At 70.8% G+C, this 24248-nt stretch carries 4 protein-coding genes and 1 pseudogene; all 5 read right to left on the bottom strand.

The annotated features are described in order from the left end of the window. Position 1: 1 nt before the first annotated feature. Entirely contained in the window at positions 2-1060 is a 1059-nt protein-coding gene (locus tag C8E87_RS42610) for a hypothetical protein (protein WP_133878981.1), read from the bottom strand. Positions 1061-1256: 196 nt separating this feature from the next. Next, positions 1257-14489 (bottom strand): annotated as a pseudogene (locus C8E87_RS42605) (DUF8616 domain-containing protein); the annotation flags it as partial. 32 nt (positions 14490-14521) lie between these two features. After that, entirely contained in the window at positions 14522-22639 is an 8118-nt protein-coding gene (locus C8E87_RS46595) for an aldo/keto reductase (protein WP_166661469.1), read from the bottom strand. Continuing rightward, positions 22632-23705 carry a hypothetical protein gene (locus C8E87_RS42590; protein WP_133878978.1) on the bottom strand — a complete coding sequence of 358 codons (1074 nt, stop codon included), beginning with the start codon at positions 23703-23705 and terminating at the stop codon, positions 22632-22634. Before C8E87_RS42590 ends, C8E87_RS46595 begins: the two co-directional genes overlap by 8 nt. Beyond that, positions 23702-24118: a YbaB/EbfC family nucleoid-associated protein gene (locus C8E87_RS42585; protein WP_133878977.1), complete on the bottom strand. Its 417-nt coding sequence runs from the start codon at positions 24116-24118 to the stop codon at positions 23702-23704. The genes C8E87_RS42590 and C8E87_RS42585 overlap by 4 nt, the downstream gene beginning before the upstream one ends. Positions 24119-24248 lie beyond the last annotated feature (130 nt).

Here is a 24248-nt window from a genome sequence, read left to right as displayed (position 1 = left end):
CTCAGCGCACACCCACCGGGCCGGCCGCTGCCGGGCGGAACAGGGCCGCGAGCGTACGGTGCTCGGCCACGTCGTCGACGACCGGCGCGCGGAACTCACGGCCGCGAACGTGGGCCAGCAGCTCCGGGTCCGGGGCCAGACCGTGGGTACGCAGGTAGTAGGTGACGGTGTCGGTCCACACCCAGACGCCGTCGGTGCGGTACGACATCGGCACCACCGCGCCCCGGGCCGGTTCGACGACGTCGGCCATCCGCTGCGTCGTCATCAGCACCGGCCGGCCGCCTTCCAGATAACGGCCGACCCGGTCGCGTTCGGCGCCGTCCAGCACGGGATGGCCGGGCGCGAACCACGGCCCGGTCACCGGGTCGACACCGTCGAAGACCCGGGCAATGCCGATCCCGTACGCCTCCTCGTCCGCCCACAGCAGCGCGGCCGCGCCCCGGGCCTGCACCTGATAGGCGGGCAGCTCGTCACCCGGCGCGTAAGCCTCGACCGCGGCGCCCGTCTCGGCCTGCAGCAGCGCCGCCACCACCGGCAGGTCCGCCCCCGGCACGTCGGCGGCGAGCACGAACACCCGTGCGGGGGTGTCCCGCGGGTCGCTCAGCCGCCAGGCCCGCCACAGCGCCCGCGCGCCGGGAACGCGGCTCATCGCCTCGACGGCCCGCTGGTCGGTCTCGTCGGTGACGGCGGCGACGAACTCGTACGGCACAGCGGTCAGGTCGAGCAGTGGCGGCGGGGCCTCGGGGGCGAACAGTCCGGCGTCGGCCGGAGCGGTCGGCTGGAAGTCGACGGCGGGCATCGGCCACTGACCCGGGCGGGTGTCCGACAGGTCCGTGACCGATTCCGGCTCGGCCGCGGCCAGCAGCGCGAACTCCTCGTCGGTGGGGGCGAGCCCGGCCGCTGCGGTGATCGTCCCCACCGCGCGGGCGACATCACCGACGCGGCCCTCGGCCAGCGCCAGCCGGGCCGCGGCCAGCTCGGCGTCGGGCGCGTGCCCGGCCACCCGCTGCAGCAGCCGGTGGAACTCCGCCCCGTAGGTCACCGTTCGGAAGTCAGCCATGGCGCCATTCGACCACGGTCGTCGCGGCGTGATCGACGCCCGCCGGCGCGGTCTGCCCTCAAAGCCTCGCGCTTCCTCCCGCAAGCGCCCGCTGATGCTCCCGCAAGCGCTCGCTGATGCTCCCGCAAGCGCTCCCTGATGGTCCCGCAAGCGCCCGCTGATGGTCCCGCGCGCGCTGACGGCCCCCGGGCGTCCGCTAATGGGCCCCTGGCGCCCGCTGGTGGGACGCAAACGCCTGCTGGTGGGCCGCGATCGCCGCCCACCAGGCCCGCTCGGCGTCGGCCGCGGCGGCGTCGGCCCGTACGGTGTCGGCGCCCCGAGCCCGTACGCCGTCGCGCGCCGCGACCGCCTTCGTCCAGGCAGTCGACGCCTCGGCCACCTTCTCGGCGCTCTCGCGCAGGGCCGCCGGAACGTCGTCAGCGCCGGCCAGCCGCACGATGACGGCGTCGTGCACCCGCAGCTCCGTGCCGCCCGTACGGTGTCCCAGCGGCTCCCGGCGGGTCGGTGCCGAGGTCACCACGAAGCGGAACTCCACCCCGTACGACAGGGTCCGGGTCAGTTTGCCCTTGTCCGTGGCCACCTCGGCCGCCGGCTGCTGCTGGGCCGACGTCTTGCCCGTGGTCACCTCGGTCTTGAGCTGCTGGGCGGCCGCCGAGTCGAACAGGGCCTGTTCGCGCTGCGACGAGCCGGTCATGGCGCCGAACGGACGGCTCTCCGCGGGCTGGGCCACCCCACCGCCTCCCGCGGGCAGCACCGCCGCGACGCCGTACGTGGTTCCGCTGGTCTCCTCGAGGGTCGGCTCGTCGTCGTGCGTCCGGCTGCCCGCCAGCTCGACCCGGGCGTCCACACCGGCCGGCCGCGGATGCGGGACGAGACGGGCGTCCACGTGGAGCGTGCGGTCGCCGCCACCGGGCAGGGGCACCCGGAACCCGCCGTCGAGCATCTCCGCCAGCGCCGTCTTGAGGTTGTCGGCGCTGAGCCCGTCGCGCAGCGCGGCGATCGTGGCGGCGTCCACCGCCCCACCCGAGTCGGTGATCGCGCGGGCCGCCGCCGCCCGCAGGTCGCCCATGTCGGCCGGCACGTGCTCCACCCCGAACCGGCCGGCCTCGGGCAGCCGGGGATGACCCGGGGCCGCACGCCACTGCTCCCGGGCCTCCGGCGTGCGCTGGGCTCGCGGCAGCGCGGCGACCGGGTCGGCAACGCCCAGCCGCGGGTCGCCGGGCACCGGATCGGGCAGCGTGTCGCCGGCCAGCGTGTGCAGGGTGACCTGGCGCACCTGCAGGTCGCGGGCGAGCACCAGCCCACCGGTTTCGCCGTCCCGGTCGTCGAAGCGCTGGCCCCGGCTGATCGTCAGGTCGATCTCGACGTCACTGTCCCAGGTGGCGACCGGGCCCTGGGTGGTGGCGGCGTGCTTGTGGGTCACCTTGCTGGTGTCGACCCGCTTGCGGTCACGGTTGAACAGGTTGGCGGTGGCGCGCAGCCCGGCGGCGAGCGTGCCGGTGGAAGGACCGTGCCCGGGACCGGCCGGATCGCTGCCGCGGAACAGGCCCATGACCCGGGAGGCGCCGGTGACGCCGAAAGCCGTGCGCTGCTTCGTGCGGGTGTCCGTCGTGGTCAGCACGACCTTGCCCGCGGCGCCCAGCTTCTCGACGTGCTCGATGCCGGCGAACCGGGGCGGCCCGGTGAACCGGGCCCGCGCGGTGAGGTAGTACGTGTGGCCGCTGAGCCTGTCCTCGAGGCGCAACGGCTGGCTGCGGCCGCCGTTGAGCGCGCCGGGCAGGTGCCGGTCGAGGTCGGCCAGGAAGTCGTGCACGGTGCCGGAGTTGTCGTGCGGCGTGAGCAGCGGCGAGGACGGCAGCAACCGTTCGGCGGCCGCTTCGCCCAGGGTCTCGGCGAGCCGCCGCCGCAGGTGCGGGATGCGGTCGGTGAGGTCCAGCGGGGTGCTCACCCCGCCCAGCCCGATCGAGGCGCCCGGCGGGGTCAGGGCGACCGGCGCGTGGTTGACGGCCGGCGCGGCGACCGGGCGCTGGGCGGCCAGCTCGAGCAGCTCGCGCCGCTTCCGCTCGGTCAGCGCGTCGATCGCCGCCGCGTGCCGGGTCCGCAGCTCGAGGCGCGCCCGCCCCTGCTCCAGCCGCAGCTCGCGGTATGCCCGTCGCTGCAGGCGCAGCAGGTCGTCGCGGGTCTCCGGGGCGGCGCCGGCCCGATCGAGCACCTGCCGCCGGGCCAGCGCGCTCAGCGCGTCCCGCTGCTCGCGCAGCAGCGCGCGTGTCTCGGCGACCTGGGCCTGCCCGAGCTCGACGTCGCGGTTGACGTGCGCCCGGTCCAGGTCGGCCTCGCGCATCCGGTGCACCTGCGCCTCGGTCATCCACATGATCACCGAACCGGGCCGCCGGGTTCCGACACCGGCCCGGTGCACGCTGTCGTCGGAGAACACGTCGAAACGGTCGATGTTGCCGCGGCGGCGGGTCTCCGCGACCACCTCGACGTCGAGGTCGATCCGGACGGGAACCCGGTGCTCGGGCCGCCCGGTCAGCCGCAGCCGCGCGTTGCCGGTCAGCTCCTGCCCGCGCGCCTTGCCCCAGCGCCGGGCGAACGGCTGGAACTGGGCGATCAGCAGCCCGCCGGGACCCGTGCGCCCGGTCAGCCCCGACAGCGAGCCGACCCCGGTGGCCGTGGCCGAGGCCTCCCACTGGTGCCCCCGGCTCTGCTTGCCGACCACGCCACCCGCCAGGCTGCGCTTCACCTTCTCGTACTCGGCGCCGGTCAGCACCTGCGGGTTCGACGGGCGCAGCCGTACGCCGACCCGGCCGTGCACATCGGACACGCGGCGCGGGTGGGTCAGCCCGTCGAGCACGATCGGGCGGCTGAACAGGCGCGGGTTGCCGCGCAGGTTCTCCGGCGAGAACGTGTCGGCGATCGCGGAGGACAGCACGCCGTCGGTGAACCCGAAGATCGGGTCGCCGGACGCGGTGACCAGCGCCTGCTTGACGGCGGCCTGCACGTCGGCGGCCGCGGTGAACGCCTCGATCCGGTTGCCGTCCAGATCGCGGGAGTAACCACCGGGCAGCCGGCTGATCGGGCCGGGGCGCTCGATCGGCGTGGTCACCGGGGGCGCCGCCGCCGGGGCAGGTGGTGGTGGCGTCGTGGTGACCCGGTGCTCGGGCACCAGCAGGCGCACGTCGACGCGGTGGCTGCGGTCCGGCAGCACGGGCGGTTCCACCGTACGGGGAACGTCGTGGCCCGGCCGGCCCAGGGTGAGCCGCCGCCCGCTGGTGTTGAGCCGGCGGTGCGACGTGCTCGTGGTGTGCAGCGTGAGCGGCGCGAGGAACTCGACCATCCGCTGGTCGGCGACCGCCCCGCCGGCGTCCAGCGTGCCGCCGTGCTCGTGGGTGTGCGAGGCGCTCTGGGTGACGCCGAGCGTGTGCGCCGCCGTGCCGATGCGGGTGATCTTCGGACCGAACGTGAGGGTGCCGAACAGGCTGCTGAGCGCGCCCTGGACCCGGCCCTCGACGCTCACCTCGGCCTTGTCGGTGCGGCTGCGCCCGGCCTGCGTGCCCGTCTTGTTCTTGAGCTTGTCGCCGCCGCCGAACACGCCGGCGGCCACCACGTCGCCGTCGGACAGCGCGCCGACCTCGCCGGTCACCTTCACCACGGTGTGGTAGTCGTGCAGATGACCGTTCTTGACCAGCGGCACCTCCAGGCCGGGGCCCACGATGCGGTCGAGCAGCAGGGCCAGCTGCCGGTCCGACAACGCGTTGCGGGCCTTGGTGTCCCGCGCGATCAGGGCCTGCACCCCGGCGGTCAGGCCGTCGGTCAGCTCCGGGTCGTCGAACTGGCCGAGGAAGGCGTTCGACATGATCTTGTAGTCGCGGCGGCCCGGTACCGTGCGCAACGCCTGCGACACCGCCTCGTACAGCCGGTCGCCGCCGCGGAAGTCGTCGACGATCGTGCCGCCGAACGAGGCGCCCTGCTCGACGTGGGCGGGAGCGAACAGCTTGCGGTCCGGCCCGTGCCTGCCCCGCCAGCCGTCGGCGGCGCCGCGGCCGGGCAGCCCGGACCGGTCGAGGCGGTCCTGCCGGGCCCACTGGAAGCTCTCCACCGTGCCGTTGAGCCGGGTCGCGGGCCGGCCGATCGTGCGCACCTCGAGGTCGTACACGACCTGGTAGCGCCCGGCCGGGCCGGTGACCGTGCTGGTCTCGGCGGACGAGGTGGCCACCGTGTGCTCCTGGCCGTGCTCCACCGTACGGCTGAAACCGGCCCGCGGCCCGACCGCGAACCGCACCGCGCCCGTCTGCATGCCCGCGCCCACACCACCGGACAGCCCCACCGTACGGGTCGCCGTGCTGGTGTCCTTGTCCTCACCGCTGCGGGTCTGCGTGTCGGTGTGGGTGGCCTCGGCGACGGTGTCGGTGATCTGCGCGTACCGGGGGACCAGCCGCATCTGCACGACGCTGTCGCGGGCCCGGTGCAGCCGCCGGCGGCCGTGGCGGGGCGCGTGCAGCAGGGGTTCCGAGGTGACCCAGCCCGCCTCGGGGTGCAGGTCGCCGTCGGACGCGACCATGGCGGGCAGCTGAGCGGCGATGGTGGCGTCGTCGAGGAACTGTTTCAGCGTCTGGCGGCCGGGCGCGTCGATCGCGGTCACCTCGGGGGGCAGCATCGCGGCGACCTGGTCGAAGAAGTCGCGGTGCCCGGCGGGGCGGCCGGTCGCGCTCTCCACCCCGAACCGGGACGGCAGCCCCGATTCGCGCCGGGGCGGGTTGACGGCCGGCCGGGTCAGGCCCTTCGGCACGCGGATGGTGGCGCTCGCGTCGGTGTGCCGCTGGTCGATCGGGCCCTCGGCGTCGCGCAGGATCACCACGAACCGTACGGGGACCTTGGTGTCGATGCCGTTGGCGATGTCCACGGTGGACTTCTGGGTGTATTCGTTCTCGTGCGCGGCCGTACGGGTCTCGGTGGCGCCCGCCGGCAGCTGCGCGGCGACGTCGGCCAGCAGCGGCGGCAGGGCCCCGAAAGCGGCCCGCGGCTCGACCTGGGCGTTGTGCTTGACCGTCGAGGTGCGGATGTCCTTGACGCTGGTCTTCGTCTCGGCCTTTCCGGGGTCGGTCGCCTTCTCGCCCAGGGTCATGCCGTACCAGTCGAGAACCGCGCGTACCACCAGCTCGGCCGGGCGGCCGCCGACGGTCACCGGGACAGGGCGGCCGTCGCCGAGGAACGGGGCCACGCCGCCCTCGGCCAGCCGCTGGATCTGCTCGGTGGTGGCGGCGTCGACGCCGATCTCGGCCAACGGGGTGCGCAGGTCGACGTTCTCGGTGCGGCCCAGCTGCTTGGCCAGGCCGAGGCTGCGGCTCTCGCGCACGTTCGCGGGCAGGTCACGGCGTACGGTGAACGGGGTGTCGACCGCCTCGGCCTCGGCCGCCGCCTCAGCCTCGGCATCCTCGGCGATGGTTTCGAGGACATCCACGCCGCGGGGGGTGGGCGCTACGGGGCTGCTCGGCGCCCGATCCGGCTCTTCCGGCTCGTCGGACTCCTCGGGAATCGTCTCCAGGACGTCGACAGGGCGCGGCCCGGAGGCGACAGCCCGCTCCTCACGGGAGAAGAACTCGTCGAGGCTTTCCAGCTTGGCCATAAGGTCTTCTTCAGAGCCCTCGTCGTCGAAGAAGTCGTCGAGCGACTCGAGCTCGGTCATCAGGTCGGGCGCGAACGCCACCGCCCCGGCCAGGGAATCGTCGGCAGGCACGACGGCGGGCAGCTCGTAGTCGGGCAGCACCCGTGTCACCGGCGGCTGCCCGCCGGTGATCCGCCAGCTCCCGAACTCCCGCAGGTCGGGGGAGGCCGACAGAACCCGCCCGCCCGGGGTGGTCCACGCTGTACGGGTCGGCGCGGTCACCGCCGTGATGCCGGGTTGCCGCGCCAGCCGTACGTCGTAATCCCCGGCCCCCGTGTCGCACGAGATCAGCACGATCCGCTTGCCGTGCGACCGCTTGTCCTCGGCGATCCGGGCGGCCAGTTGCTCGGGCGTGACCAGCTTGTCGCCGAACACGATGCCGTCCGGCGTGCCGTGCGCGAAGACCAGGAACTCGTCCGGCCGGGGCTCGTGCCTGCGGGCCGCCTTCCAGTTCTCGGCCTGATCGGGGTCGAGCAGCGCGATGCCGGACTCCACCTTCGTGACCGGAGGAGGGGTCGCGTGCGTGCCGTGCACGTCGGTGGCCGCCCAGCGGGTGTTCTTCCCCTTCCCGTACGGGTCCTCGGGCCGATGGTCGTGCCACTGCTCGTCCGAGTCGTCGTAGTACCGCCAGCGGCCCGTCGAGGGGTCCAGGTAGAACTGGGTGCCGCGGTCGTTCTCGTACACGGTGGTGCCGTGCTCGTCGGTGTAGATGGGCACTGCGCCCGCCGGCGGTTGCTCGGCCCGCGGCCTGGCCGGGACGCTCCGGGGCGGGGACTGCCTCGACGCCTCGCGATAGGCCACCTCGGCGAAGCTGCTGGTCGCCATCCGGCTCGATTCGGCGATCGGCGGCGCGTCGGGCATCTCCTCGTCGATCGGGCTCGGTTCGCGTTTCACCGCCGCCTCGTTGACCGACCCGTACTTCTTGTCGAGGTGCTGCTGCAGGCTCTTGCGGGCCATGTACAGATAGTCGGCGATGCTCTGGATGTTGTAGCGCCGGCGGGCGGTGTCGAGCGCCTGGTTCAACGCGGGCGGGATGTGCCGGGCCTGCAGCTTTCCGTCCGCCCCCTTCTTGAGGCTCTTCCAGTCGCTGTAGAAGCCGCTGCCCCGCATCGCGTCGCGCAGCGCCTGTTCACCAGCGGAGTCCAGGTCGGGCCGCTTGGTGAACTTGCTGGTGGTCGAGCCCGCCTCGGACTGCCCGCTGCGCGACTGCACCCGCCGCCGTACGGTCTCGCGCCCGTCGCGCTTCTCGTGGCCGTCCTTGTCGTTGATGAGCCGGCCCACGTGGGTGGCGCTGGCCCCGGAGACCTCGCTCAGCTCCGCGTTGCTCACCCCGCGGGCCGAGTGGTACTTGAACAGCGCGGTGGCCGAGGCGGTGTCGCGCGACCGCCACGCCGCGGCCAGCTGGGCCTGCTCGGCCTCGTTGAGCACCCGCTGGGCGGCCCGGGGCGCGAACGGCTTGTCCTTGCCGACGCCCATCGTGCGGAACCGGCTGCCGGTGGCCAGGTCGAGGTTGCGTTTCGTGGTGACGTACGCCCGGCGCTTCTCGACCCACTCGGTCTCCGAGTCCGACGGCGTGACGTAGCCCCGGTTCGGCGCGTCCTCCACCGGGATGACCTTCTCGGGCCCGTTGTTCTCGTACGCGTCGTCCGGCGGCGCCTGCCGGGACAGCGCCGACACGCTCATCATCCGGGTGGCGGCGCCGCGGATGTGGGCGGCCACCGTGCCGGCCAGGTGCGGCATCGTGTCGATCACCGACCGCGCGGACTCGGTGTAGTAGTTGCCGTAGTTGTTGTTGAAGTTGACCGGGAACCCTTCGCCCGCGTACGCGTTGAGGGTGGCCCAGCAGCAGAGGCAGGGCCGGTACTTGCCCATGATGAGGTGGGTGCCCTGGATGTCGTCGGGGTCGAGCCCGGCGCTGAGCACTGCGAGCATCAGCTTCTGCTCAGCGTGCACCGAGTCGTCGCCGCTGGCCGCGTGCCGCAGCACGATCGTCGTGTCCCGATAGTCCGGGTGGGTCAGCAACTGGTGCAGCCGTTGCCGCCCCTCGGCGGTGGCGGGCGCGGCGTCGACGACCCGCAACCGGTCGTTGGCGCGCATGGCCCGCGCGGTGGCGCTGTCCCGCGCGCCGTCGAACGCGGCTTCCAGCTTCCGGCCGCTGCGCCGCATCCGGCCCACGTACTCGTCCGCGTCCTGCGTGGTCAGGTGCGCCCGGCGGCCCGCGTCGCTCTGCTCGATGCTCAGCAGCCGCTGCAGCGGTGTCCCCGGACCCTCCGGAATCCGCGCCCGGCCCAGCAGGTCGACCGTGGCGTTGAAGTTCGTCGCGAACACCAGCCGGCCGTTGATGAGCATGCCCTGAACCTCGAGGTCCTTGGGCAGGTCCTTGCGGCCGGGGCTGGCGTCCCGCAGCGCCCGGAGGGTGTCGTGCAGCTTGAAGCTGAGGTGGCTGAGCGTCTGTGCGGCGCGTTCGGCCCGTTTGTCACGCGCGAACCGCAGACGGAACCGGTCGACGGCCCGGCCGAACTGCCCGCCCCCGTACGACTTGGTGAAGCCCTTGGCGGCGCCGTCGATCTCGGCGAGCATGTCTTTCTTCGTACGCCCGAACGCGACCGCGCCTTGCTTGGAAGTCGGCAACTCCTGGCCGGGCAGGATGGTCGACACCGGTGGGTGTCCGCTGGTGTGCCGCCAGTTGCCTTGCTCGTTCAGGTCGGGGGAGGCGGACAGCACTCGTCCGTTGGGGGTGACCCAGGCCGTACGGGTGGGTGCGGTGACCGCCGTGATGCCGGGTTGTTGTGCCAGGCGTACGTCGTAATCGCTTGCCGCCGTGTCACAGGAGATGAGGACGATCTGTTTGCCGTGGGACCGGGTGTCCTCGTTGATGCGCTGGGCGAGTTGTTCGGGGGTGACGAGTTTGTTGCCGACGACGATGCCCTCGGGGGTGCCGTGCGCGAAGACGACGAACTCGTTCGGCTTCGGCCGGTAATCCCGGGCGGCTTGCCAGTTCTCCTCCTGGCCGGGGTCGAGCAGGGCGATGCCGGCGTCCACCTCGGCGACCGGGGGAGCGGTCTCGTGCGTCCCCCGCACGTCGGTGACCGCCCAGCGGGTGTTCTTCCCTTTCCCGTACGGGTCGTCGGGGCGGTAGTCGTGCCACTCGTTGGTGTGCTCGTCGAAGTACTGCCAGCGCCCGGTCTCGGGATCGAGGTAGAACTGGGTTCCGCGGTCGTTCTCGACGATCGTGTTGCCGTCCTCGCCGGCGTAGATCGGTTCCGTTCCCGCGGGCGCCTCGTCGTACTCCACGTCCATGGGCTCGGGTGACGGGGCCGCGTCCGGCATCTCCTCGTCGATCGGGCTCGGTTGGCGCGTCATGGCCGCGCTCTTGGTGGCCGCCTCGTTCACCGACCCGAAACGCTTGTCCAGGTGCTGCTGCAGGCTCTTGCGGGGGATGTGCAGATAATCCGCGATGCTCTGCATGTTGTAGCGGTGCCGCAGGGTCGACAGCTCCTGGTTGAGCGGGTCCGGCAGATGCCCGGCGCGGAGCGTGCCCTTGAGGAGGATCTGCTTCTCGATCTCCTTCCACGCGGCCTTGAACTTCGTGCCGTCCATGGCGTCGCGGATCGCCTTGCGGCCGTCGGAGTCCAGGTCGGGCCGCTTGGTGAACTTGCTCTTCGACGAGCCGGCCGTCGAGGCGGTGTCGCTGCGGCCGCTTCGGGACTGCACTCGCCGGGTCACCTTGTCACGGCCGTCGCGCTTCTCGTGGCCGTCCTTGTCCTTGATGAGCCGGCCCACATGCGAGGCGCTGGCCCCCGAGGCCTCGCCCAGCTCGGCGTTGCTCACCCCGCGCGCGGAGTGGTACTTGAACAGGGCAGCGGCGTCGCCACTCCGCCACGCGTACGCAAGCTGCGCCCGCTCGTCCTCGGTGAGCACGCGCTGAGCGGCCCGCGGCGCGAACGGCTTGTCCTTGCCGACGCCCAGCGTGCGGACCCGGCTGCCGGTCGCGAAGTCGAGGTTCCGCTTACGGGTGACGTACTGGCGCTGCTTGTCGAAGTACTCCGTCTCACTGTCGGACGGCGTGACGTAACCCCGGTTGGGTGCGTCGTGCGCCGGGATGACCCGCTCCGGCCCGTCGTTCTCGTACGCGTCGTCCGGCGGCGCCTGCCGGGACAGCGCCGACACGCTCATGAGCCCGTCGGCGGCGCCGCGAATGGACTGCGCCACCGGCCCGGCCAGCTGCGGCAGGTGATCGACCACCGAGCGGGCCGACTCGGTGTAGTAGTTGCCGTAGTTGTTGTTGAAGTTGACCGGGAACCCTTCGCCCGCGTACGCGTTGAGGGTGGCCCAGCAGCACAGGCAGGGCCGGTACTTGCCCATGATGAGGTGGGTGCCCTGGATGTCGTCGGGGTCGAGCCCGGCGCTGAGCACGGCCAGCATCAGCTTCTGCTCGGCGTGCACCGAATCGTCGCCCGCGTCGTCCAGGCGCAGCAGGATGACAGCGCCGTCGTAGTCGTCGCCGGTGAGCAGTTCCCGCAACCGTTGCCGGCCCTGCGAGCTGCCGGGGGCGGCGTCGGCGATCCGGAGCACCTCGTTGGCCCGCATGGCCTGGGCGGTGGCGCTGTCCCGGACGCCGTCGAACGCGGCGTCCAGCTTGACCCGGCTGCGGTCCATGCGGCCCACGTACTCGTCGGCGTCCTGCTGCGGCAGGTGCGCCCGGCGGCGGGCATCCGACTGGTCGAGGCTGATCAGCCGGCGCAGTGGCGGGCCGTCGCCGGCGGGAACGGTGGCGCCGGCGAGGAGGTCGACGGTGGCGTTGAAGTTCGTCGCGAACACCAGACGGTTGTTGATCAGCATGCCCTGGACCTCGAGGTCCTTGGGCAGCGACGACTTGTTCGGGCTGGCGTCACGCAGGGCGCGGAACGTGTCGTGCAGCTGGAAGCTGAGGTGGCTGAGCGTCTGTGCGGCGCGTTCGGCCCGTTTGTCCCGCGCGAACCGCAGACGGAACTCGTCGACGGCCCGGCCCGACTGCCCGCCCCCGTACGACTTGGTGAACTTCTTGGCGGCGCCGTCGATGTCGGCGAGCATGTCTTTCTTCGTACGGCCGAAGGCGACCGCGCCTTCCTTGGTGGCGGGCAGGTCCCGGCCGGGCAGGATCGTTGAGACGGGTGGGTGTCCGCTGGTGTGCCGCCAGTTGCCGGCCTCGTTCAGGTCGGGGGAGGCGCTGATGACCCGTCCGTCGGGGGTGACCCAGGCCGTACGGGTGGGTGCGGTGACCGCCGTGATGCCGGGTTGCTGAGACAGCCGTACGTCGAAATCGCCGGCCCCTGTGTCGCAGCTGATCAACACGATCTGCTTGCCGTGCGAGCGGGTGTCCTCGTTGATGCGCTGGGCGAGTTGTTCGGGGGTGACCAGTTTGTTGCCGACGACGATGCCTTCGGGTGTGCCGTGCGCGAACACGACGAACTCGTTCGGGCGTGGCTGGTACCTGCGGGCGGCCTGCCAGTTGTCCTCCTGGTCAGCGTCGAGCAGGGCAATACCGGCGTCGAGTTCGGTGGCCGGGGGAGCGGTCTCGTGGGTGCCGGTGACGTCGGTGACCGCCCAGCGGGTGTTCTTGCCCTTGCCGTACGGGTCGTCGGGCCGGTAGTCGTACCACTGGTTGGTGTGTTCGTCGAAATACTGCCAGCGGCCGGTTTCGCGGTTGAAGTAGAACTGGGTGCCGCGGTCGTTGGTGACGATGGTTTCGCCGTCCTCGCCCGCGTAGATCGGTTCGGTGTTGGCGGGGGCTTCCTGCTCAAGCGCGTCGGCGTCGCCTTCCGCGGGTTCGTCGTCGTACTCCGCAATGCCTTCGTAGTCTTCCGCCGGCGCGTCGTAGTCCTCGGCGGGTGCGTAGTCGTACTCCACGTCCATCGGCTCGAAGGACGGGCCCGCGTCCGGCATCTCCTCGTCGATGGGGCTGGGCTGCCGGGTCAGGGCCGCGTTCTTGGTGGCGGCCTCGTTGACCGAGCCGTACCTCTTGTCGAGGTGCTGCTGCAGACTCTTGCGTTTCATGTGCAGGTAGTCGGCGATGCTCTGAATGTTGTAGAGCCGCCGTGCCTGGTCGAGCGTGTCGTTCAGCGCCGGCGGGATGTGCCGGGCCTGCAGCTCCTTCTTGTCGATGCCCTTCTCGATCCGCTTCCAGCCGCTGTAGAAGTCCGTGTCGCGCATCGCGTCGCGCAGCGCCTTCTGGCCGTTCGAATCGAGCGGAGGCCGCTTGGTGAACTTGCTCGTCGAGGACCCCGCCGTCGAGGCCGTTTCGACGCGGCCGCTGCGCGACTGCACCCGTCGTTTCACCTTGTCGCGGCCGTCGCGCTTCTCGTGGCCGTCCTTGTCGTTGATGAGCCGCCCCACGTGCCCGGCGCTGGCGCCGGAGGCCTCGCTCAGCTCCACGTTGCTGACGCCCCGCGCGGAGTGATACTTGAACAGGGCGGTCGCGTGGGCGGTGTCCCCCGACCTCCACGCCGCTGCCAGCGGGATCCGCTCGTCCTCGGTGAGCACACGCTGGGCGGCCCGCGCCGAGAACGGCTTCGCCTTGCCCACCCCGAGCGTGTGGGAGCGGCTGTTGGTCGCGAAGTCCAGGTTGCGCTTGGTGGTGACGTACTGGCGCTGCTGGTCGAAGTACTCGGTCTCGCTGTCCGACGCCGTGACATAACCCCGGTTGGGCGCGTCATGAGCCGGGATGACCTTCTCGAGCCCGTTGTTCTCGGTCGCGTCCGGCGGCGGCATCTGCCGCGACAACGCGGACACACTCATCAACTGCCCGGCGACGGCGTTGACCATCTCTGCCACCGGCCCGGCCAGGTGCGGCATGTGGTCGACGATCGAGCGGGTCGACTCGGTGTAGTAGTTGCCGTAGTTGTCGTTGAAGTTGACCGGGTAACCCTCGGCCGCGTACGCGTGCAGGGCCGCCCAGCAGCCCAAGCACGGCCGGTACTTGCCCATCACCACGTGGGTGCCGTGGATGTCGTCGGGATCCAGTCCGGCGCTGAGCACCGCCAGCATCAGCTTCTGCTCGGCGTGCACCGAGTTGGCGCCGGCGGTGTCCAGCCGCAGCATGATGGCCGCACCCTGATACTCGGGGTCGGTGAGCAGCTGCCGCAGCTGTTGGCGGCCCACCGCGGTGCTGGGGGCGGCGTCGGCGATCCGCACCAGCCGGTTGGCGCGCATCGCGCCTGCGGTGGCGCTGTCCCGGACGCCGTCGAAAGCGGCGTCCAGCTTGATGTGGCTGCGGTTCATGCGGCCCACGTACTCGTCGGCGTCCTGGTGCGACAGGTGCCGCCGGCGGCCGGCGTCGGACTGGCTGAGGTTGAGCAGCCGCTGCAGCGGCGGGTTGTCGCCGGGCGGAAGGGTGACGCCGGCGATCAGGTCGACGGTGGCGTTGAAGTTCGAGGCGAACACCAGCCGGTTGTTGATCAGCATGCCCTGGACCTCGAGATCCTTGGGCAGGCTCTTCCGGTCCGGGCTGGCGTCCCGCAGCGCGCGGAACGTGTCGTGCAGTTTGAAGCTGAGGTGGCTGAGGGTTTGCGCGGCACGTTCGGCCCGCTTGTCCCGCGCGAACCGCAGCCGGAACCTGTCGACGGCCCGGCCCGACTGCCCACCGCCGTACGACAGGGTGAACTGCTTGACGGGCCCGTCGATGCTGCCGATCAACTCCTTCTTGGTCGGCTTCTTCTCCTTGGGCGGCTGTTTCGGCTCCTTGGGCGGTTGTTTCGGCCCGAAGTCCACAGCCTGAGCCAGATCACCGTCCACGTCCTCGATCGGCCGCATGTCCTTCACCGCCGGCTCGACGCCGACGCTGACCGGCCCGTCGCTTGACGGTCGCTGAGCCTCGGGGGCGAACGGCCGCGCGCCGGTTGTGGACTTTTGCGTGCCGGTTGTGGGCGGTGTGGTGTTTGTCGCCGGGGGCGGCGTGTCGGTTGTGGGCGGTTCGGTGCCGGTCGTGGTTTGTTGCGTGCCGGTTGTGGGCGGCGCTGCGGCGATGCCGGGTGGCGTGATGACGGTCGGGGGAGCTCGGGACCCGATTCGATCGGTTCGGTGGCGGTTGCCGTGAACGTGTTCCAGCGGCCGGGGCTGCTCAGGTCGGGCCGGGGGCGGCCGTCCGCGTCGAACGTCGTGGCGTCGGTGGTCAGCACCCGGCCCGAAGGCGTGACGAACGCCGTACGGTCGGGGGCCGTCACCGACGCGATGCCGTCCTGCCGGGCCAGCTCGGCCGGGAACCCGTCGCGGTCACTGCCGGTGTCGCACGAGATCAGCACGACCTGCTTGCCGCGCGCGCCCTCGTGGTTCTGCAGAATCCGGGCCAGCTGCGGCGCGGTCACCAGCTTGCCCCCGACGACCAGGCCTTTCGGCGTGCCGTGGGCGAACACCAGGAACTGCCCCGGGCGCGGCGCGACGTTGCTGGCGGTCCTGAAATTCAGCGTCTCGGAGTCGTCGAGCAGCGTGATCCCGGACTGGACCTCCCGTGCGGCGGGCGGATCGTCGTGCACCTCGGACGGGATGTCCACAGCCGGCCAGCTCGACGTGCGCGAACCCGCGTCCGAGGCGATGTCGCTGCCCGTGCCGGCCTGCGTGGTGACGATCTCGGCGAAGTGCGGGTACAGGATGTTCCAGTCGTCGGCCGGGGTCAGCATGAGCTGGGTCAGCTCGATCGAGGCCTTCCAGTCGCAGCTGGTGTTGCCGAGCAGGTCGCGCAGCACACTGCCGAGCGAACGGTCCACGTGCTGGCTGCGCAGCCCGTAACGCTCGGGGATGCGTACGTCGTCAAGGGTTTGCGGGTCGTCGATGACACCCCGATCGGTCAGCCATTGGGCGATGAAGTCCGCGTCGACCGGCCGGTTCTGCGCGTTCGCGTCCGCGGTGACCTGAGCCCGTACGGTCGCCGAGTCGGTCACCGTGTCGCTCAGCCACTGCCGCAGCGGCGGGTCGAGCTCGACATCCGGGCCGTTGGTGGTGGAGAAGGTGGGACGCTGCCGCCAGTTGAACACCTTGACCTGCGCCTCGAACTGATCCACGCCGTCGTGGTCCGCGTGGTCCGGGGCCAGGTCGAAGTCGTTGCGGGAGGCGGCCTGCCGCTCCGGGTTCCCACTGCTGACGATCATCCGGGTCGGGGCGTCGCCGTAGAAGGTCGCCACCGCGCTGGCCAGGCCCCGCAGGTCGGCCGGGCTCTCCAGACCCATGCTCGCGGCGAGACGCCGTACGCCGTAGTAGTACACCTCCGGCGACGGTTCGCCCCGCTGTTGCGCCTCGTTGACGAAGTCCTGCACTCCCGCGTCGCGCAGCACGCTGTCGAGCGAGTTCTCCAGGACGCCCACCGGCGAGCGCTCGTTCAGCTCGTACAGCTGATCCAGATGCTCGTCGCGGACGTTACCCAGCCCGATCCGGTCGATGCGGCCGTCCGACTGCAGGTTCGCCAGCACGTCCCAGGCGCGCCGGGTGGCGTCAGGGGTGCCGCCGTCGATGTTGTGGACAAGTACGCTGTCGAGCCGCCCACCGAACTGATCGGCCACGTGGGTCAGGCGCTCGGTCAGCTCCTCGGCGGACTCGTTCTCCCGTACGTCGAACTTGTAGACAACCTCAAGCCCATCTCGCGGCGGCGCCCCCGGCCCGCTGAGCACCTCAGCCGCAGTGTCGGTGTTGCGATAGCTGTCAGCGAGGTCGAACCGGCGAAACCCTGCCTCAAGCGCCGACCGAATCTCACCTCCGGTCCGCCCATCAACCCCGAACGCAGCCCAGGGCCCCTCGACCCCCCGCGCCCGAGCTCCACGCCCATCCGAAAGACCACCCGCCGTCGCGCCCCCGGAGTCCACATCCCCCGAGCCCACGCCCCGCCCGTCAATGTTGCTGCTGTGGACGCCCCGCCCGTCAATGTTGCTGCTGTGGATGCTTCGCCCGTCAATGTTGCTGCTGTGGATGCTTCGCCCGTCAATGTTGCTGGTGTTGACGTCGCGCGCGTCAACGTTGCTGGCGTTGACCTCCCGGCTCTCAACGTTGCTGCTGTCGACGCTCCGCCCGTCAATGTTGCTGGTGTTGACGTCGCGCGCGTCAATGTTGCTGTTGTCGACGTCCCGGCTCTCAACGTTGCTGCTGTCGACGCTCCGCCCGTCAATGTTGCTGGTGTTGACGTCGCGCGCGTCAATGTTGCTGTTGTCGACGTCCCGGCTCTCAACGTTGCTGCTGTCGACGCTCCGCCCGTCAATGTTGCTGGTGTTGACGTGGCGCCCGTCAACGTTGCTGCTGTCGACGCCCTGCCTGTCAATGTTGCTCGTGTTGACGTCCCGGGAATCAATGTTGACGGTATTGATCGCACGGTTGTCCGTATTGCCGGTACGGAACTCGTGCGCTGCGGTCGTGTCCGCGTCCGGGTCTTCGACAACGGCGGCCGGGCTGCTGGGGCCGGTGCTTCTTGTGCCGGGTGGAGACGTATCGATGTCGACCAGGGCGCGGCGTCGGCGTTGGTCCTTCGGACCTGGGCCGGGGGCCGGACGGCGGCCGCGTGAGCCGGTCGCGATGGGGATGTTCCGGGCCGGGCCGCCCTTCTTGTCGAGCTGGTGGCGCAGCGCGTCGCGGACCGCGTCGGCGCGTTGCTCGGCCATTTCGGTGGCGTGCGAGTTCGGCATCGAGTCGGGTAGCAGCCGGACCAGGCCACGGCCGTTCGCGCCGGCCTCGACGCTGATCGCGGGCGGGGCCAGGCCCTGCGCGTGCCGCCAGGCCGCCACCTTGGCAGCGGTCTGCACGAACGAGCGCATCGCCGGGGTGTCCGGGTCGACGTTCAGCTCGCCGGCGGCGAAGTCGACCGACGCCGTACGGGTGGCATGGCCCCCGACGACCACGAGCGTCATCGGATTGACGTACGACGGCGACAGCTGCTGCGACGCGAAGTGCGACTGTTCGGGTGTGTCGCCCCACGCCCGGAAGTGCCACAGGTTCTCGTTGCTGATGACCTCGGGCGAGTCGTTGAGCAGCTGCAACCGTGCGATCGTGGCCGCGCGGGCGAACTCCGCCGGGTTGTCCAGCAGCGGCGCCAGCCTCTCGAACTCGGCCCGGTATCGGTTGTCGGCGCGGCTCGGGTCCTCGGCGAACTGCTGGACGTTGCGGCGCAGGGCCTCCGTCGCCAGATCCTCGACCCGCGAGTTCGGCCGCGAGTTCTCCAGCGTGACGTGCACCCTGGCGTCGGCGCTCTCGGCCACCACGCCGGCGAAGTGATACCCGTACGCGCCCGTGCGGTTCTCCGGCGTGCCGCTGCGCGAATGGTCGACGTCGAACTCGGCGTCCCTCCCGGCCCCGCGATCGCTGATGGACTGGGTCAGGTACCCCTCGCCGACCCGGGCCCGGGCGAACTGGTTGATGCCGATCGCCCGGGACGCCTCCACCATGGCCGGGTTCCCGTTGACGGCCATCCCGTAGTCGCGTCCCGGCCGCGGCGCCCCCGCCATGCGGCCGTGGTTCCGCTTGTCCCGGGCCATGACGTCGCGGGCCTGACCGGTCGTACGGGGGCCGTCGTCGCGGGCCAGCGCCTCGGCCAGGTGGAAGACCCCGGTGACCTCCATGCCGTCGTTGGCCACCACCGGAACCGCGCGCGCCTTCTGACCCTCGGGGCGTAGCACCACGTGGCTGGGGTCGCCGCCGAGTACGTTCGCGGCGAAGTCCCGGCACACCGACGGCATGGCCTTGTCGAAGCGCGGCTGCACCATGACCAGCGTCCGGCCGTCCACGGTGATCGTGTTCTCCGGCGTCGCGGTGAGCGTGACCGCGCTGTTGGCCGCCCGCAGCTGCTGGTTGAGGCCGTCGAGCCGGTCCGCGGTCGTGTAGAACTCGTTCTTGCGCCCGTCCGGCGTGGCGTTGATGGCGAGCGTCCCGTCCGGCGACACCCGGATCGGCGGGTGCGGATCGACGATCGTGGGACGCCGCACGACGTACCGGGGCACGACCTGCGGGCCGCGGTCCACGATCTCCGGTTCGGGAATGGTCCGCGTGAACGGTGGGCCCTTCCCAGCCCGTACGGCGTAATCGGTCGTTACCCGGCCCGCGCCCGCGAACGGCGGCACCTGGGAGGGGAATGCCACCGCCTGTACGAGGTCGTCGGTCGTCTCCGACTCCGGTTCTGCCGTCACCCCCTTGGTGGACACGGTGTTCCACTGCCCCGGAACCACGTGCTGGTTGCCCACCGTCACAGCAGCCGTGATCACCTTGCCCGACTGGGTGACGAACGCGGTGTCGCTGGGCGCGGTGACCGACGTGTCGCCGTTGTAGCCGGGGTCGGCGCTGCGCAGCTTGTCGATCTCGAAGGCCAGGTCGGCCTGGAAACCGCCCGGGTCCCGGCCGGTGTCACACGAGACCAGCACGATCCGTTTGCCCCGTGAACCGGGTTCGTTGTGCACAATCGACGCCAGCTGCGGCGCGGTGACCAGCTTGCCGTCCACAACAACGCCGTCCGGCGTGCCGTGCGCAAAGACGAGGAACTGATCGTCCCGCTGAGGGACCTTGCCCGCCGCCTCCCGCGCGGCACTGTCCCGCTGATCGAGCAGCGCTATGCCGCCGGGCACCTGTTCGTGCGGGGACGCCGTGTCGTGCACGGGCGGCTCGTTCAGGAACTCCAGCTCCTGATCCCACACCGAGTCGGCATCCGAGACGCTGTCCGTGTCGAAGATCGAGTCAACCTCGGACGCGATATCCGAGTCCGCGTCGTCATCCCACTCGAAGTCGCTCTCCCCAGCAACATCCGAATGCTCGATCTGCTGTGTGCGGCTCTCTCCAGCGACGTTCGCCGGGTCGTTCTGTTCGGCGTGCGTGTCTGCGGTGACGTTCGTGGGGTCGTTTTGTTGGGTGTGGGTGTCTGCGGTGACGTTCGTGGGGTCGTTTTGTTGGGTGTGGGTGTCTGCGGTGACGTTCGTAGGGTCGTTTTGTTGGGTGTGGGTGTCTGCGGTGACGTTCGTAGGGTCGTTTCGTTGGGTCTGGATCTCTGCGGCGACGTTCGTGGAGTCTCGATGTTGGGTGTTGCTGTCCCCAACGGCGTTCGTGGGCTCGTTCTCCGTCGTGGGCTCATTGCCCGTCGGCACTTGAGCAACGAGGGCCGTGTCGATCGGCGCTTCAGTGGACAGCCCAGGCGCAACAGCGGGGCCTTCCACGACCGGCACGTCCACCCCGGACGCGACTGTCGGCGGGGTGGCCCCTGGTTCGAGGCTCCCCTTACGGCCGGTCTCGGTAGAGGCCGGCGCTGTCGTGCTAGTGGCTGTTACCTGCGAGTTCGTGGACGTCGGCGTAGTTGACGCGGTGGATATCGGCCTACCCGTGGATGCGGGTCCCGTTGTGGATACAGGTCCGCCTGTGGACAGCGGACCGCTGACGGACGCAGGCCCGGTTGTGGATTGCGGGCCGGTTGTGGATTGCGGGCCGCTTGTGGGGCCGGTTGTGGATTGCGGACCAGTTGTGGACAGCGGCTCGGCTGTGGATACCGGTTCAGCTGTGGACAGCGGTCCGGTTGTGGATGACGGTTTGTTCACGGTCGAGTCGACTGTGGGAGAGCTGGGAGTTGTGGCTACCGGCTGACCGTTCTGGCCGGTGGTGACGGGTGCGGGCGAGTCGAACCCGGGTAGGCCGCCGCTCAGACTCGGAGGTGCCGCCGATACTGGGGAACTGCTCGTAGGCTGTCCGGCCGGGCCCGTCCACGGAGCGGGAGCAGCGACCGGCGGCGACACTACGGCTGGGGGTGGTACGGCGGCCGGGGGCGAGGCAACGGCAGGCGACGATGCGTTCGCGGAGGGTGTGGATCCATTCGCTGGGGATGTGGATGCTGCCGGTGGGCTGCCTGCGCCGGACGTGGGGGCGGGGGCGTTGGTGGCCGGTGACGGTGGATTCGCGCCGATAGCCGGGCTGGTGGTTACGGGCGTTCCGGGATTGATCGGGTGGCTGGCTGGGCCGTTTCCGGTGCTCGTCTCCGCAGGTGAGGGTGTGCCTGAGGCGGGCGTCGGGCCACCTTGCACGGGTGAAGCGCCGCTGGTCTCGCCCGGTGTGTTCTGGGCAGGGGTGCCGGTCCCAACCGTGGCGGGTGCGCCGGATCCGATCGCGGCGGATGTACCCGTTCCTACGTGGGCAGGGTTGGCCCCGGTTGGACCAGGCGCGGTGATGCCGTTGGGGTTGGGCGTGGTGGCGCTGTTCGGGTTGGGTGCGGTGATGCCGTTGGGGTTGGGCGTGGTGGCGCTGTTCGGGTTGGGTGCGGTGATGCCGTTGGGGTTGGGCGTGGTGGCGCTGTTCGGGTTGGGTGCGGTGATGCCGTTGGGGCTGGGCGTGGCTGCACTGTCCGGGGTGGGCGCGGCGGAGCCGTTGGGGCTGGATGTGGTGGAGCCGCTCGGGTTGGTTACCTCAGCGCTGCTCGGAGCAGATGCGCTCCCGCCCGTTGACGCGGGCATGTTCGCGCCGACGGGACTGGGCGCGGGCGTGCCGTTCGGGCTCGGCGTGCCGCTCTCGATCGGGGCTGGCGCTTGCGTTCCGCCCGGCGTCAGGTTCCCCGTGTCACCTTGCCCCGGCCCGGTTGACCCCGGCGTCATCGATTCGGTACCCGTGGGTCCCGCGCCGGCAGGTCCTGTACTGGTTGGTCCGCCGCCGGTCGGTTCTCCGGCGGTTGGTCCGCCGCTAGTGGGTCCTGCGGCGGTGGGTCCTGTGCTGGTCGGTCCTGTGCCGGTTGGTCCGCCGCTAGTGGGTTCTGTGCCGGTGGGTCCTGTGCCGGTTGGTCCGCCGCTAGTGGGTCCTGCGCCGGTGGGTCCTGTGCCGGTGGGTCCCATGCTGGCCGGTCCTGTGCTTGTCGGTCCTGTGCCGGTGGGGCCTGTCCCGGTGGGTCCCGCGCTGGCCGGTCCTGCGGTGGAAGGGCCCCCGGCAACCGGGCCCGCGGTGGCAGGGCCCGCGGTGGATGGGCCACCGCCGACAGGCACGTTGGGGCCCTCGACGGCCGGTGGGTTCGGGTTGTCCGGGCCGCCGGTGACCGTGTTGAGCGTCGGTGGTGGGCGCAGGCTGTTCGGGTCGGGGGTGGGGCCGAACTGGTTTCCGAACTGCTGGGCGTAGTGGTGGGCCATGCCGCCCAGCACCGACGACGAGAACGTGGCGAACGGGTTGAAGCCACCCCCGCCGATCATCATGCTGAAAAGGCCTTCGAAAAGGGTTTCGGCCAGGCCGGACAGGGTTTCGCGGGAGTAGACGTTCTTGTTGATTTTCGGGTAGAACTTGCCGGCGATCATGTGCATGCCGCTGACTCCGGCGCCGATGAAGACACCGCCGAGGAAGGCCATCAGCAGGTCCTTGTAGTCGATCGTCTTGCGGTTGCCCTCGGCGATCTGGGTGAGCTGGGCCGCGGCGCTCTGCCACAGCTCCTCCAGGCCTTCCTGGATGCCCTCCCACGCCAGGCGCAGCAGCTGGTTCTGCAGGCGGGCGCGCAGGAAGCTGATCAGCGCACCGACGATCTCCTGGCCGATTTTGATCAGGGCGGGGACGGCGGCCGCGCCGAAACCGGTCGACATGGCGATCGCGATCTCGACGACCTGGGTGAACGCCGCGATCACGATGTTGTACTGGGTGGACTCGGAGTCCAGGGCGAACTGGTAGGCGGCGTCGCCGAGCGCCGACGAGATCTGGCCGCCGGTGGGCACGTTCTTGGTGATGTCGCCTTGGAACTGCGCGAACGCCGTGGCCGCGGGACCGTTCAGGCTGCCGCCGAGCGCGTTGCCCAGGTTCGCGGTGGCGCCGACCCCGTTGAGCAGCTGGCTCGTGAATCCGTACAGCTCCTCGCCCATGCCGCGCAGGGCGGTCGGGTCGGCTTCCGGGAATTCCTCACCGACCCCGTACAGGATGAGGTCGTAAGCCCACTGCCACTCGGGGTCGTTGGGGATGTGGAAGTCAGGCATCGCCCGGCAGCAGGGGGGTGGGCGTTCCGTCGGGCGTGTAGGTCAGCACCATCTGCTGGTAGCCGGGCGCTGCCGGGTCGGCGGCCGGGTTGTCCTTGACCACGAACAGCTGCCGGCCCTCGGCGTCGATCGGCTTGCCGTCCGCGGTGGTCACCGGCGTGCCGGCGAGCGGCGTGATCGACTCGTACAGGTTGGCGTCGAGGCGGACCGTGCCGTCGGGGAACGGGTTGAACGCCAGCAGCTGGTACCCCTCGGGCAGCGGTTCACCGCCGATCCGGGCGTACGAGAAATCGGGTTTCATCATCATGCTCGAGATCGCGTGTTGCATCGGCATGACGCCGGGATTCACGCTCCGGCTGAAGAGGCGCGGCATCTCGGCACCCTCCTCGGCGGGATCCAGGGGCCTGGCAAGCGCGTGCTGGGGACGCGCGTTCGGCGTCTCGGCACCTGCCTCAACACGATCCGCGGGCCGGGCGAGCGCACGTTGAGATCGCAGAACAGGCGTCTCGGCACCCGCCTCGACCCGATCCAGCGGCCTGGCAAGCGCATGCTGAGTCCGTGCAAGAGGCGCCTCGACCCGATCCAGCGGCCTGGCAAGCGCATGCTGAGTCCGTGCAAGAGGCGCCTCGACACGGTCCAGCGGTCTCGCGAGCAAGTGCTGGGGCTGTGCGACCGGCGTCTCAGCAGTCGCCTCGACGGGAGCCAAGGAACGGGCGCGCGGCGTGAACGACTCCTCGAAGTCGCCCTGCATGCGCCGGCCCACCTCCATCGCGCTCTCGTCGGCTTCCGCGTACGCCTTCCCGAACGAGCGCAACCCCTCCGACGTGTACGCGAGCGTGCCGCGCACCCCGCCGATCAGCTTCTCGAGGTTGTCCAGCCCGTCCAGGAACTTCGTCGAGAACTGCTGCCCCATGTCGTCGTCGCCCCACGCGTTGGCGTAGCGTTCCCGCAACGACACCAGGTTCGCCAGGTACGTGTCGTAGATCTGCACGTGCTCGCCGTAGGCGTCACCGACCGACACCACGCCGTCCGGGTTGACGTAGAGCCGCCCGCGAGGTTGCGTCATCGCGGCTGCCGTCCCAGACCCAGCATTTCCCGTACGCTCGTGGCCATCCTCGGATGGGCCGGCAGGTACGCGTCCGTGCCCGCGGTGCCGTCGACCAGCGCCCGCGCGTCCGTCCCGTCGGGCAGCATCGGGGCCAGCACGGCGGCGGCCTGCGCTGTCACGTCCTCCTTGGCTTCGGCGTACGCGGTGAGGATGACCTCGGCGAGGTCGGCGGGCGTGAGCCTCTTGTGGGCCGACGTCGGGAACTTGATGTCGGTGAGCACACCGTTCTGCCCGACGGTGACGGTGACCTCACGACGCGGCGAGGTGGCGGTGGCCGTGAGGGCCCGCATCTTCTGCTGCATCTCGGTGAGGCTGTTGCGTTGCCGCTGATACTCCTCGAACAGGCTCTCGATGCGTTCGTTGAAGTCCATGACCCACCTCCACGTCGGCGTTCAGTGAAGATCGGGCGTGGCGTGCGCGGAAGTCCCGTCACGGTTTCCGGGGACATTCGTGCAGGCGCGTTTCCCCGGCCGTCCCCGCCCCGGCGCGTAATCGGGCGAT

Origin of the sequence: Paractinoplanes brasiliensis (assembly GCF_004362215.1) — a bacterium.
GTDB lineage: Bacteria > Actinomycetota > Actinomycetes > Mycobacteriales > Micromonosporaceae > Actinoplanes > Actinoplanes brasiliensis.
The sequence above is the reverse complement of the archived record's forward strand: the minus strand, read 5'-3'. Positions and strand labels throughout refer to the sequence as shown.